This window comes from Timonella sp. A28, from assembly GCF_051200815.1.
Classification (GTDB): Bacteria; Actinomycetota; Actinomycetes; order Actinomycetales; family Cellulomonadaceae; genus Timonella.
In genome coordinates this window covers 413,460-426,483 of sequence record NZ_CP195159.1, presented here as the reverse complement: position 1 = coordinate 426,483, position 13,024 = coordinate 413,460, and the positions used below count along the sequence as shown (strand labels likewise).

At 50.9% G+C, this 13,024-nt stretch carries 13 protein-coding genes; 7 read left to right on the top strand and 6 right to left on the bottom strand.

Features of this window, described 5'->3' with window-relative positions:
* Positions 1–18: 18 nt before the first annotated feature.
* Positions 19–1,548 (bottom strand): GTPase HflX, encoded by a 1,530-nt coding sequence (hflX, locus tag ACR9EC_RS02050; protein WP_435299862.1) that lies wholly within the window; start codon positions 1,546–1,548, stop codon positions 19–21.
* 234 nt (positions 1,549–1,782) lie between these two features.
* On the opposite strand from hflX, the gene ACR9EC_RS02045 reads away from it, so the two are divergent.
* Complete coding sequence (locus tag ACR9EC_RS02045) at positions 1,783–2,442, top strand: class I SAM-dependent methyltransferase (RefSeq protein ID WP_435300588.1); 660 nt, start codon at positions 1,783–1,785, stop codon at positions 2,440–2,442.
* 66 nt (positions 2,443–2,508) lie between these two features.
* Here ACR9EC_RS02045 and dapF read toward each other — a convergent pair whose 3' ends face one another.
* Genes dapF through ACR9EC_RS02030 form a run of 3 tightly spaced genes read right to left on the bottom strand, consistent with a single transcriptional unit; the run spans position 2,509 to position 5,145 of the window.
* Positions 2,509–3,444: a diaminopimelate epimerase gene (gene dapF / locus ACR9EC_RS02040; protein WP_435299861.1), complete on the bottom strand. Its 936-nt coding sequence runs from the start codon at positions 3,442–3,444 to the stop codon at positions 2,509–2,511.
* Entirely contained in the window at positions 3,441–4,403 is a 963-nt protein-coding gene (gene miaA / locus ACR9EC_RS02035; RefSeq protein ID WP_435299860.1) for a tRNA (adenosine(37)-N6)-dimethylallyltransferase MiaA, read from the bottom strand. Before miaA ends, dapF begins: the two co-directional genes overlap by 4 nt.
* Before the next feature lie 16 nt (positions 4,404–4,419).
* The gene (locus ACR9EC_RS02030) at positions 4,420–5,145 is read right to left on the bottom strand and encodes a hypothetical protein (RefSeq protein WP_435299859.1); all 726 of its coding nucleotides are present in this window, start codon (positions 5,143–5,145) and stop codon (positions 4,420–4,422) included.
* A gap of 208 nt (positions 5,146–5,353) precedes the next feature.
* Between ACR9EC_RS02030 and ACR9EC_RS02025 the strand changes: the two genes are divergently transcribed.
* Together ACR9EC_RS02025 and ACR9EC_RS02020 are read left to right on the top strand one after the other, a co-directional pair.
* Positions 5,354–5,800, top strand: coding sequence for a YbjN domain-containing protein (locus tag ACR9EC_RS02025; protein WP_435299858.1), 447 nt, complete (start codon positions 5,354–5,356; stop codon positions 5,798–5,800).
* Positions 5,797–6,414, top strand: a complete 618-nt coding sequence (locus ACR9EC_RS02020) for a YbjN domain-containing protein (RefSeq protein WP_435299857.1) — start codon at positions 5,797–5,799, stop codon at positions 6,412–6,414. Before ACR9EC_RS02025 ends, ACR9EC_RS02020 begins: the two co-directional genes overlap by 4 nt.
* Positions 6,415–6,473: 59 nt before the next feature.
* Here the strand turns inward: ACR9EC_RS02020 and miaB are convergent, their stop codons facing one another.
* Positions 6,474–8,198, bottom strand: a complete 1,725-nt coding sequence (gene miaB / locus ACR9EC_RS02015) for a tRNA (N6-isopentenyl adenosine(37)-C2)-methylthiotransferase MiaB (RefSeq protein ID WP_435299856.1) — start codon at positions 8,196–8,198, stop codon at positions 6,474–6,476.
* Between the two features lie 187 nt (positions 8,199–8,385).
* On the opposite strand from miaB, the gene ACR9EC_RS02010 reads away from it, so the two are divergent.
* The 4 genes from ACR9EC_RS02010 (at position 8,386) to ACR9EC_RS01995 (ending at position 11,548) form a co-directional block, all read left to right on the top strand.
* Positions 8,386–9,105: an amino acid ABC transporter ATP-binding protein gene (locus tag ACR9EC_RS02010; protein ID WP_435300587.1), complete on the top strand. Its 720-nt coding sequence runs from the start codon at positions 8,386–8,388 to the stop codon at positions 9,103–9,105.
* A 43-nt stretch (positions 9,106–9,148) separates the two neighbouring features.
* On the top strand, positions 9,149–10,009 hold the full coding sequence (locus ACR9EC_RS02005) for a glutamate ABC transporter substrate-binding protein (RefSeq protein WP_435299855.1): 861 nt from the start codon (positions 9,149–9,151) through the stop codon (positions 10,007–10,009).
* A gap of 76 nt (positions 10,010–10,085) precedes the next feature.
* Positions 10,086–10,736 (top strand): amino acid ABC transporter permease, encoded by a 651-nt coding sequence (locus ACR9EC_RS02000; RefSeq protein WP_435299854.1) that lies wholly within the window; start codon positions 10,086–10,088, stop codon positions 10,734–10,736.
* The gene (locus ACR9EC_RS01995) at positions 10,733–11,548 is read left to right on the top strand and encodes an amino acid ABC transporter permease (RefSeq protein WP_435299853.1); all 816 of its coding nucleotides are present in this window, start codon (positions 10,733–10,735) and stop codon (positions 11,546–11,548) included. Before ACR9EC_RS02000 ends, ACR9EC_RS01995 begins: the two co-directional genes overlap by 4 nt.
* Here ACR9EC_RS01995 and ACR9EC_RS01990 read toward each other — a convergent pair.
* On the bottom strand, positions 11,545–13,011 hold the full coding sequence (locus tag ACR9EC_RS01990) for an Rnase Y domain-containing protein (RefSeq protein ID WP_435299852.1): 1,467 nt from the start codon (positions 13,009–13,011) through the stop codon (positions 11,545–11,547). The genes ACR9EC_RS01995 and ACR9EC_RS01990 overlap by 4 nt on opposite strands.
* Positions 13,012–13,024: the final 13 nt, after the last annotated feature.

The following is a 13,024-nucleotide window of genomic DNA, read 5'->3' as shown; positions in this document are numbered from 1 at the left end:
CTCCTGTGTTGTACATGTTTATACTGCTGCGGCTTTTAATTCTTGGGCGAGGTCTGCCGCGACCCTACCACGCACGTGGGTGCCGTGTTCTATATGTTCAAGCTCATCAATTTCGCCTTCGAGGTGAATCTTATTGATAAGGTCGCCTCGAGAATATGGCACGACGAGGTCAATATCGATGGAAGGCCTAGGCAACGCTTGGGCAATGTACTCAAGGAGTTCGTCGATTCCGTCACCTGTATGCGCTGACACAACGAAAACGTGCTGCTCTTTGTGGCGTACTCGTGCAATAACTTCTGGGTCTGCCATGTCGGCTTTGTTCAAAACAATCACTTCGGGGATTTCAGAAACCCCATCGATGTCGCTGAGGACGTGGCGGACTGCACTAATCTGGCCTTCTGGGTCAGGATGTGATGCGTCGACTACGTGCAAGATGAGGTCTGATTCTCCGACTTCTTCAAGTGTGGAGCGGAACGCTTCAACAAGTTGGTGTGGCAGTGCACGCACAAAACCGACTGTGTCTGCGAGTGTATAGATGCGTCCATCGGCTGTTTTAGTGCGGCGCACGGTTGGATCAAGGGTCGCAAATAATGCGTTTTCCACGAGGACCCCGGCCCCTGTTAATGCGTTGAGCAGCGAAGATTTTCCGGCATTTGTGTATCCGGCGATGACGACGGCCGGTACGGCGTTTCTTTTTCGGGTGGCGCGTTTTGTTTCTCGTGCTGGTTTCATTGCAGCGATTTCGCGCCGCAGTTTTGCCATTCTGTTACGAATACGACGACGGTCGAGCTCGATTTTTGTTTCACCTGGGCCTCGGCTACCCATTCCTGCACCGGCTGATCCGACTTGTCCACCGGCCTGCCGTGACATTGATTCACCCCAACCGCGTAGGCGCGGTAAGAGGTATTCGAGCTGCGCAAGTTCTACTTGTGCTTTACCTTCACGGGATTTTGCGTGTTGAGCAAAGATATCGAGGATGAGTGCTGTGCGGTCAATGACTTTGACTTTAATAATGTCTTCGAGACCACGGCGTTGTGATGGTCCGAGTTCACCGTCGACGATAACTGTGTCTGCACCGCATGCGGCAACAATGTTGGCGAGTTCACGGGCTTTTCCTGAACCTAGATATGTACCTGGATCGGGGTTGGCACGGCGTTGCAGCACACCGTCTAGCACTTCGGATCCTGCGGTTTCGGCAAGTGCCGCAAGTTCACGCAGGGACACCTCGGCTTCTACGGTTGTGCCTCGGGTGTACAAGCCGACAAGCACGACTTTTTCCAACCGAAGTTGGCGGTATTCGACTTCGGTAACGTCTTCGAGTTCGGTCGATAATCCAACGACGCGTCGTAGTGCGCTTCGTTCTTCCAATTCGAGTTGAGCACCGTCGTGTTCTCGGTGTTGGGTGGCACCATCGTCTACGGCTGTTCCTGCACGTGCTAATACTCGCGCAACGACGTCGTGAGCGATATCGCGGTCTGAGCGGCTGAGGGGTTCAGGCACGTCGAACTCCGGTGAGTCGTTATGCTCAGGTTGAGATTCGTTAGGCATGTAGTCCTCTTCGCTCTTGCTTATATGCCGACTGGCACTTTCCATTGTATTGCTTTGTTCCTACGCCATTTTTCGCTTACGCTGCGAGCGCAGTCGTGCGAGTGTTTTGCGCATGGCTATGCGGGTGCGGAACGGATGCGCATGTCTTGTGTAGTGGGTCGTGTCATCGTTTCATACAGTGTGAGGTTGATTCATTTTATTTTCTCTGCGTGGGCACTCGTTATCCTTGTATATGTGACTACTGATTCTTCACGTGATGACGCTACTGGCGATCACTATTTTTCGTCGTCTCCAAGCTCGCAGTTGGAGAAACGTACCATAACGGTTGAGCTTGCTGGACAGCAGGCTGATGTGGTGACTGCGTCTGGGATTTTCTCGCCGGGGCATGTGGATGCTGGCACACGTGTTTTGTTGAAAGAGATGAGTGCACCGCCGCAGGGTCATGTTCTTGACATTGGGTGTGGCTGGGGTCCTATTGCTTTGTCGATGGGGTTGCTCAATCCACGGGCAACTGTGTGGGCTGTGGACGTGAATGAGCGGTCTCTTGACTTGACTAGGGAGAATGCTGGACGTTTGGGTTTGTCTAATGTTCGTGCGGTTTTTCCTGATCAGGTTCCGGCTGACATTCAGTTTTCTGAGATGTGGTCCAATCCTCCTATTCGGATTGGTAAAGATGCGTTGCATGAGTTGCTGTTGCGTTGGCTTCCGCGGCTTGAAGTTGATGCTCGCGCTTTTTTGGTGGTGCAAAAGAATTTGGGGGCTGACTCTTTGCAGCGTTGGCTCAATGAACAGTTTTCGGCGGATAATCCTCATGGACTTATGGCTGCGAATACGGAACGTATTGCGAGTTCTAAGGGTTTCCGCATTTTAGAGACGACGAGGTTCGGCGTTTAGCTTGCAACCTCTACCATTGACCGCCCGCTAGTGGAACGCAAACATTCCATTGACGGGCGGTGTTGTTTACAGAAGTTCGATGTGCGCGGTTCCATGAGCAACCAAGGTTGCTGGCCCTGATAGCCACACGTAGTCGTCGGCAAAATCGACTTGTACTTGCCCACCTGGGACATCTACTAACCACGAATCTGGGACAGGTGTGGAGTTGTCGTCGTGCTGTGCGTGTGCCCAATATCTTACGGCGGCTGCCGCCGCGCATGCTCCTGTGCCGCACGATTGCGTCTCTCCTACTCCACGTTCGTGCACTCGCATTGCGATGTGTCCTTGCGTGTGTCCATTAACGGCATGTGTCGTGTTGAGCGGCACCACTATTTCTACGTTTGTTCCGTGTGGAGGTACAGGTTCGACGTGAGGCGCTACCTGTAAGTTTATTGCGCGTAGTTGCTCTGTACTCTCTACAACAATCACAGTGTGCGGGTTGCCCATGTCGACGCTGAGCCCTGGGCGCGGGGAGGTTTCGGGTTCTAATCCAGTGCATGTGACTGTAGCGTCGTAACCGGATGTTTCTGCCTGCGTTGCGTATGGCATGCTCCACGTTCCCATACCCACGCGATACCAGCCATCCTGCTTCGATACGGTTCGTGCACCTGCACGTGTACCGATAGTGATGGTTTCTCCCCCACTGAATGAGACGAGCCCTAGTGCTTCAAGGTAGGCGGCAAAAACGCGCACTCCGTTACCGCACATTTGCGCGATTGAGCCGTCTGCGTTGCGGTAGTCCATGAACCATGTTGCGTGTGGTTCACTTTTTAGAATTTCGGCGCCTTCGTCAATGTAGCGACTTGCAACCACGCGGATGACGCCATCGGCTCCGATACCTGCGTGACGGTCAGCGAGTTTACGCACAAGATCAGATGTGAGGTCGAACTTATTGTCGCGGTCATCAAAAAGTACGAAGTCGTTGCGTGTACCGTGACCTTTTACGAAAGCAAGTTCTGTCATGAACCTAGACTACGACGAACTGGATGCTCCGTGTTATGCGTTATCAGCCCCTGGTCATGCTTATGCACAATGTCGAGGGCCTGTTCGACGAGGTGTGGCGCTTGGGCATCTAACCATTGAATCCTTGGGTCGCGTCCGAACCATCCCATTTGCTTGCGGGTAAGGCGTCGCGTGTTCGTGATGATCTGTGTTTTTGCTTCATCGAGTGTGCAGTTGCCTTGAAGATACTCAATGATTTCTGCATAGCCCACGGCCCGTGCGGCAGTACGTCCCATGCCATAGTCGACAAGACCGCGCACTTCTTCAACTAAGCCAGATTCGAGCATGATGTCAACGCGTTGTTCGATCCTTTGATCGAGGGCTTCACGGTCATAGTCGAGACCAAGTGTGATAGTTGGTTGCACGTACTCTTGTCGTGGCAGATTCGCAGAATAGGGTTTTCCTGTCAGTTCTATAACTTCAAGTGCACGAACTATTCGTCGCGTGTTTCGTGAACCGATTGCGTGTGCTGCGGCCGGATCGGCGTGTAACAGTCGTTGATAAAGTGCGTGCGTACCAAGGGTTTCCGCTTGCTCCTCGAGTGTTTCACGTACTGCGGCATCGGTGCCTGGGAACGTCATCTCGTCTAGTACTGCCCGCACGTATAAACCAGATCCGCCGACGAGAATTGGCCGCTTGTGGCGACTATGCACGGCAGCAATATCTTTTCGTGCATGCGTTTGATATGCAGCGACAGAGGAATCGTCGTGTACGTCAAGAACATCTAATTGGTGGTGCGTTATGCCTCGGCGGTCTTCTTCTGCAACTTTTGCTGTACCAATATCCATGCCTGTATACAGCTGGTAGGCGTCTGCGTTAATAATTTCTGCTGCTGACGTTCCACCCAAGTGCTCTGCAATATCAAGTGCGAGATCTGATTTTCCGGTCGCGGTGGGGCCTACGACTGCAATAATGTCCACTACTTCAGGCTACCGTTTAGTGTGCCCTTGTTGTTTGTACGGCATGGGCAAGGTAGTCAATTTCACGTTGCGCGGCGAGCCGCTCTCCTTGCAGGCCATTAGGCAACATGCCGTCTGTGTCTCTGTCCGTTGTAGCAACAAAAATGCAGTCAGAGGCTAGGGCATCTTTAATGACCGCTTCACGTTGTTCTTCTGTCAGGGTTGCGCCAATTGCCACGATGTGAACTGCCATGTGAGATGACCACATCGGAGCAGGCTCATAGTGCGAGAGTGCGCTCGCACACAAAAATCTGACGACTTCTAACCCTACGCTTGTCGCATATGGTTGGTGAGCTGGCTTGGTCCATGGCTTGTCACAGTTCAGTTTTTCCGACTCACGGCCTGAAAAAGGAACCCCTAAAGCCTGATATATGGCGGAAAAATCCAATTTTAGCCATTGTTTTAACGACATGGCCCTGCTCATCAGTGGGGCATCATGTAAGCGTGAGGATGTATGCAACTGCAACATTCCTTGCTCACCGATGCACGTTATACGTGGCACATCCTTCTTTTTTGTCTGCGTGCGTTCCATAAGGTTACGCACTGCAGTTATAACGTTCTGCTCCTCACGTGCACGCGAGGAAGCACCTTCATCGACAGCCCCACCAACGCCTGGAAGAAGCAATGGGGCAGCATTGACAACACACGTAATAGTGGCATCAGAGAAATACTCAGACACAGTAGATGACGTCGATGTGTTCACTCAATAACCGTACAGGGTACTTTCGTCTATGGCCCGGACTCACCGTCCGCCATCAGCGCAAACTAGTAGCCCCGGTCACAGACTCTCAGCAAACACCGGTAGGCTTGATTGGTATGCCCCATGCGCACACACAATATCGCGCATTAGTCTAAAAATATGATGACCAGCAACACATGGATCGTCTATGACGGGTCGTAAGGAGAGACACATGAGTACGCCCACGCTTCCTGAGCAACTCACATCCGAACGCATAATTAAATGGTTAGAAGACAACGATCTTCGTTATTTTATTGATTCAGATGGCGACATCGGCTGCCACAGCGCAAACCGCGTCTATTACTTTTTGCAATTCGGCGAACAACGCGAAGTACTACAAGTACGCGGCAAGTGGAATCGTCTCGCTACCATCGAAAACGCCAATCGCGTTCTTGAATTTTGCAATGAATGGAACATGAAAATGATTTGGCCCAAAGCGTACTATCGCGTGCGTGATGACGGTCAAATAAATGTATATAGCGAAGTCACATATGACTTCGAATTTGGCGCAACAACAGATCATATTGAAGATGCCCTGCTGTGCGGAATCCAAACTGCAGATCAGCTTTTTGACGAATTAGACACTGTTTTCCCAGACCCTGCGCAGGTGCACTCATGAGCTTTAAAAAATGGTTTGGTCGGAACGATGACCCTGCGACACACACCCCTGAAACTCCACACATCAGAGAAGACGGACACGCACCTGCTGCCGGCTCATCAGAGCTACAGCCTCGACGCCTCCTCACAAAAACCACACCACGTGTTGAGGCAGCACATTTCGGCACAGAACTCACCTCACCTGTTGACAGAGACAGGCTCGTCGCTTACTTAAGTGCAGAAGATTACAAGTTCTCTATTGATGATGACGGCGATGTCGTAGGCGTATGGGATGGACACCCATTCTGGTTCATGTTTATGGGACCCGACAAACGTTTCTTCCAAATACGTGCACGATGGCGCAGAAAAATAAGCACCGAATCAAAGCTCATGCTCATGCAGGTCGCCAACGACTGGAACCGCGATAAATTGGGGCCAAAAGTCTTTGTCAGGGAAGACGAAGAAACCCACGAACACTCCATCTTTGCTGAAATAACGTTCGATTACTCATCTGGAGCGAGTAAAAAACAGTTTGAATATTCTGTTGATTACGCGCTTAAATCTTCACTGCAGTTTTTTGAATTTTTGAACACAACGATCTCTCCCCTCCAAGACGAAGAGTCTCCGGAAAATTGAGAAACACATAAGAAAAGCTCCAGCACATATGTGTTGGAGCTTTTCTAGCAAGTTCACGTTTAGGCTTTGCGCAGGCTTGGCAGTCCTAACAAAACGGAACCTGATTCATCGCGTTGAGCGTTGTTACCGCCGTGTGAATGTTCCTCTGCGAGGATACCCAATCGTGTTTTCTCGCGTCGTGTCCATGCGTCTCCTGCCGCTGTGCGGCGAACAGCGTACACACTTTCAGGTTCCAAAGCAGAATCTGCAACAACGTGGAACGGTGCGCCCTTAGTGATCCGAACGGTCACAACATCACCGGGTCGTGGAAGATCGGCCGGTATGTCGTCGGAAAGTCGTGGATCGGTTAGTTCAACAGCCCCCGTTGGGTCAACCAGCGAAGCAACGTGTTCCGGCAGAGCCAAGTGCACAAGGCGATTGTCTTCTGCGCGTCCAGTGAGCCGGTGTGTCGCTTCGTCTTTTCGGCCGCCATCTTCAGTGATGAGCACGTTGACAGTTGTGCCCACACGTTTTTGGCTTTCTTCAGCGCTAATACGGTTTTGCAGAGCCAAAAGCCGTTCGTAGCGTTCCTGCACAACCTCTTTAGGAAGTTGATCAGGGAGATCAGCAGCCGGAGTGCCTGGGCGCGGCGAATACTGGAAGGTGTATGCCGAAGAGAACCGCGATGCTTCGACAACGCGCATGGTTTCTTGGAAGTCTTCTTCTGTTTCTCCCGGAAAACCAACAATAATGTCGGTCGTAATGGAAGCGTGCGGCATACGCTCCCGAACTTTATCGAGGATGCCTAAGAACTTCGAAGAACGGTAGGAACGACGCATTGCACGCAAGATTCGGTCCGATCCCGACTGTAACGGCATGTGCAACTGTGGCATCACGTTGGGGGTTTCAGCCATCGCGTCAATAACGTCGTCAGTGAACGCTGCAGGGTGTGGTGACGTAAATCGGACTCGTTCCAAACCTTCGATTTCTCCACAGGCCCGCAACAATTTAGAAAAAGCTTGACGGTCGCCAAACTCAACGCCATAACTGTTGACGTTTTGGCCCAGTAAAGTTACTTCAATTGCTCCTTGCGCAACCAAAGCCTCAATTTCGGACAAGATCTGCCCTGGGCGGCGGTCGCGTTCCTTGCCGCGAAGATGCGGCACGATGCAGAACGTACACGTGTTGTTGCAGCCCACCGAAATTGAAACCCATCCAGCAAACACAGATTCGCGTTTAGTTGGCAAGGTGGAAGGAAACACCTGTAAAGATTCAGCGATTTCGACTTGTGCTTCCTCGTTGTGTCGAGCACGTTCCAGGAGCACGGGAAGAGCATCTAAGTTGTGGGTTCCGAACACCACATCAACCCATGGGGCACGATCAACAATAGTGTTGCGGTCTTTTTGTGCGAGGCAGCCGCCAACAGCTATCTGCATGCCTTTTCGCTTATTTTTTATCGCAGCCAGTTGACCTAGGTTTCCATACAATTTGTTGGCTGCGTTCTCGCGAACAGCACACGTGTTAATAACGATAACGTCCGCTTCATTGCGGGCCTCTTCGTCAAGTGTGGCCTTACGATACCCCGACTGTTCAAGCATTCCAGCCATGTGTTCGGAATCGTGAACATTCATCTGGCAGCCAAGCGTCTTGACAACATACGTGCGCTGGCTCTCGCTGGTGCTGCGAGCAGCCGCTTCGGCATCTTCGGAGGTAAGCGACGAATGTGCAGCACCATCGCCTTGGCCAGGAAGACCAAGTTGGGTAGCCACTGCGAGTTTTTGAGGGGAAAAATGATTAGCAGACATCACCTTACAGAATACTTTGCAGCCCCGGAAAACCAACAATTCTTCCATGAGGTGCTATGTCACATTCTCGTGATCGTTGCAAGAACGTAACCTGCCTTGAATAGCACATTACCCAGATTTGACTTAGATTGTCTGCATGACAGTTGGCGAAAATGTGACGCAAGACACCGGAAAACCTCTTGTTGATATGAACGACGTCAACAAATACTTCGGTGACCTTCACGTCTTAAAAGACATCAACCTCACTATTGCACGCGGTGAAGTTGTCGTCGTTGTTGGGCCTTCAGGATCAGGTAAATCAACTCTATGCCGAGCAATTAACCGACTAGAAACCATTGATTCCGGTTCCATCCGAATCGATGGAAAAGAAATACCTCTCGAAGGAAAGGAACTCGCCCACCTCCGCGCAGATGTCGGAATGGTTTTCCAATCATTCAATCTCTTCGCACACAAAAGCATCCTAGAAAATGTCACTCTCGGACCAATCAAAGTAAAGAAGACAAAACCAGAAGCAGCAAAGAAGCATGCCATGGAACTTCTTGAACGAGTCGGTGTAGCAAACCAAGCAGCAAAAACACCCGCGCAACTTTCAGGCGGACAACAACAACGAGTCGCAATAGCACGCGCACTCGCCATGACGCCCAAAGTGATGCTGTTTGATGAACCTACCTCCGCACTCGACCCAGAAATGATTAACGAAGTCCTTGACGTCATGGTAGAACTTGCCCGTGGTGGCATGACCATGGTGGTCGTAACCCACGAAATGGGGTTTGCTCGTCGAGCCGCAGATCGGGTTGTGTTCATGTCTGATGGGCAAATCGTCGAAGAATCCGACCCTGAAACATTCTTCACCGCACCCACCTCAGAACGCGCCAAAGACTTTCTCTCAAAAATCATTTCTCACTAAAAGCACCGCACAGTATTGCTCAGCAACACGATAGGAGCATGACATGAGAATCAAACACACTATCTTCGCCGCACTAGCTAGCACTCTTGTCCTAGCAGCCTGCTCATCAGGCAGCGACGAACCAGCAGTTTCCGATGTTGACCCGGGGTCCTTCCCCGCCAACAGCACCATGGCACGGCTTGCCGAAGACGGAAAAATTACCGTCGGAACAAAATTTGATCAACCACTTTTCGGGTTGAAAGCACCAAACGGTGACCCTGAAGGATTCGATGTCGAAATAGCAAAAATCATTGCTGGTGAACTCGGCATCTCTGCAGACAACATCACATGGGTCCAAACAGTATCCGCAAACCGTGAAACATTCATCGAACAAGGTCAAGTCGACTTTGTTGTTGCCACATACACCATCAACGACAAACGCAAAGAAGTAGTAGATTTTGGTGGCCCCTACTACATTGCAGGCCAGTCGCTCATGGTCTTAAAAGACAACAGTGACATCAACGGACCCGAAGACTTAGATGGCAAAAAAGTATGTTCAGTTGACGGCTCAACACCCGCACAAAACATTGCCGAAAACTATCCCCAAGCAGAGCTCGTCACGCTCGACACGTACACGGACTGCCTCGACCCACTACGCAATAAACAAGTCGATGCAGTAACAACAGACAACGTTATCCTCGCCGGCTATGTAGCAGAATCTGAAGACGAATTCCGGCTCGCTGGAGAACAATTCACCGAAGAGCCCTACGGAATCGGCCTCAAAAAAGGAGACACCGACTTCCGTAACTTCATCAACGACACTCTCGAAAAGTCCTTTGATGACGGCCGCTGGGAAACCGCATGGCAAGACACAGCTGGACAGGTACTTCCACTGCCTGACCCTCCAGTCATAGACCGCTACTAAACACAACGATTCCAGGTGTGCCGCAAACTATGCGGCACACCTCACGGAAACACGCGCGCCTATCGAAAGCCTATCCATGCACACAGTCATTGACGAGTTACCAGCATTTTTCCAAGGGTTTACAACAACTCTGTTCCTAGCAGTAGTCTCTGCTGTCTTATCCCTCATTTTTGGAACGATGCTGGCAGCTTTGCGAGTCGCCCCTATGGGATCGTTGCGAGCCGTATCTGCCGTATATGTTGAAACGGTACGCAACACTCCCCTCACACTCGTTTTTGTGTTCTTCGTTTTCGTGCTCCCAACTCTCGGAATAATCCTTCCGCTAGGAAAAGTGCCAGCGATAATTGCACTATCGGTGTACACCAGCGCTTTCGTGTGCGAGGCAGTGCGTTCAGGAATTAACTCCGTAGGTGTAGGACAAGCAGAAGCAGCACGTGCCATCGGGCTACGCACAACCCAAACACTGGCACTCATTATTCTTCCGCAAGCAGTACGCAGCGTAATTCCTCCCCTCATCAATGTTCTTATCGCACTCACCAAAAACACGTCAGTAGCTGCAGGGTTCACCGTTGTTGAACTCACGTCCACTGGCCGACGGCTTTCACTCGACCACCCCGCCGATGTCATACCTATCCTTTTGGGAGTTGCCGCTTTCTATCTGATCATCACAATTCCGGCTGGTCTGCTCGCCAACTTTATTGAGCGAAAGGTGGTGTTCGCACGATGACAAACCGGGTTCTTTACGATGCGCCAGGACCAAAAACCGTAAGAAACGAGCGAATATACTCACTCATTTTTGGTCTTATCATCGCATTCATTCTCTTTTTGGCATTCAAAAATGCTGCCGATCGCGGTGTTTTCGACGAACGCTGGGCTGTCCTATACGATCCGCCTAAAGGCCAAAACGTTGCTGACGTGTGGTCGTCATTAATCATCCACGGGTTAGGAATGACACTAAAAGCTGCTCTTATTGCAGCCCCGTTAGCCTTCGCCCTCGCATTCATCCTCTCGGTATTGCGAAGCGCCAATAACAAAATCGTGAAAGGCGCCGCAGTCATCGTCATTGAGTTTTTGCGGGGCATGCCAGTTCTATTGATGATGTTTTTTGGGCTCTTAGCGTTAAAACTTTCATCCTTTGAAGCAGTCGTTTTCGGGCTAACACTGTATAACGCAGCAGTGATGGCTGAGATTCTTCGGGCAGGGCTTGTCGCACTTCCGCGCGGACAAGCAGAAGCAGGAACAGCAATTGGGCTGACCCGTTGGCAAAACTTGCGAATTATTCAGTTCCCACAAGTCATTCGTTTAATGCTGCCATCACTCATCAGCCAATTTGTTGTTCTGCTTAAAGATTCATCGTTGGGCTTCATTGTCGGTTACAACGAACTACTGACCACGATGAAAGATAACTACAGTTACTTCGGGGAAACCTCTCGACTGCCCTTATTTGTTGCGGTCGTAGGTATCTACTTAATAGTGAATTTGTCTTTGACCCGACTAGCCCAGTTTGTTGAAGGCAGACTAAGCCGGCCAAAAAGTTAGCCAGCGATTGCTCGAGCTCGTTGTTCACGAATAACAATGACTTCGATTTCACCAGAATACGTAGTCGATTTTTCAACAGTTTGGGCAATGTGAGCGACAAGTTCTTCTAATGCGTCTTCAGGGACCTGCTGTGGTTCGACTGCTACCCGAAGTTGCCGACCGGCAGCTAGCGCAAAAACATTTTTTACCCCGGGTATTTCAAGGACTACTGCTTCGAGAGTTTCCATGCGTTCCGTAAATTGTGCTGCATCTTCACGACGAGCACCCGGTCGAGCGGCAGAAATCGCGTCAGCAATTTGCACGAGTACGGCTTCTAGTGTTTCTGGCTCTTCATCGCGGTGATGCGCAGCAACGGCGTTTACAAGACGGTCTGATTCGCCTGCCTGACGCACAAGATGTGCCCCTAATGTGGCATGGCTGCCGCGCTGTTTAGGAGTGAGAGCTTTGCCAATGTCGTGCAGTAGGCCAGCGCGCGTAGCGAAACGTGCATCAAGGCCTAACTCGTCAGCGAGCAAGCCTGCAATGAGGGCTGTTTCTACTGAATGTTGCAAAACATTTTGTTGATATGAGGTACGGAAACGTAAACGGCCGAGCGCTTCAATGATTTCCGGGGCGAGCCCTTCTACTCCCACAGTTGAGGCAGCATCTAAGCCTGCTTCATTCGCACGAACTTCGACATTCGCTACAGCCTGTTCCACTTCGTCTTCTATACGTGCCGGATTTACCACGCCTCCGGCGAGCAGTCCTTGTAGAGCTGTCACCGCAATATCGCGGCGTTCTGCATGAAAACTTGAAATTCGTACAGCTAAAGAATCGTCATCAATGAGTAGGTCCACTCCGGTGAGCGCTTCAAACGTTTTGATGTTTCGGCCTTCTTTACCAATAATTCGGCCTTTGAAGTCTGCGGATTCCAACTCGATTATTTCAACGGACTGTTCATTACTTGTGGGCACCGCGAGTCGAGCCATAGCGTCAATAATGATTCGCTGAGATTCTGCTTCTGCGTGTTTTTGGGCTTTGACCGCGCTTTCATGCTTCATCCGTGCGAGATAAGACTCTTCTGCGCGTTTCACTTCGTCAAAAAGTTCTGTGCGTGCTTCATCACCAGTCATGCGTGCTAACCGCTCAAGGTCAGCACGCACACGGTTGTTGTGTTCGACCGTGTGGTTCTGGAAGGCATCACGTTCTTCTTGTGTGCTCTTTTCCAGTTCTTTGACGTGAGCGTGTAATTCGCGTGTCTCGTTTTCCCTCACGGTTAACATCGCGCGTTGCGCTGCAAGTTCTTCTTGTTCACGCGTTAAAGAAAGCCGCGCCTGCGCTATCTCGTCACGAACTCGTTGTGCTTCAAGTTCGGCACTTTCACGAATAACGCGTGCATCCCTGCGTGCAGCTAGCACAAGGACCAATGCGATCAACGCAATAATGAGGGTTGCAACGATGAACCCAGATTCTGTCCAGTCCATGTGCTTCTCCTTG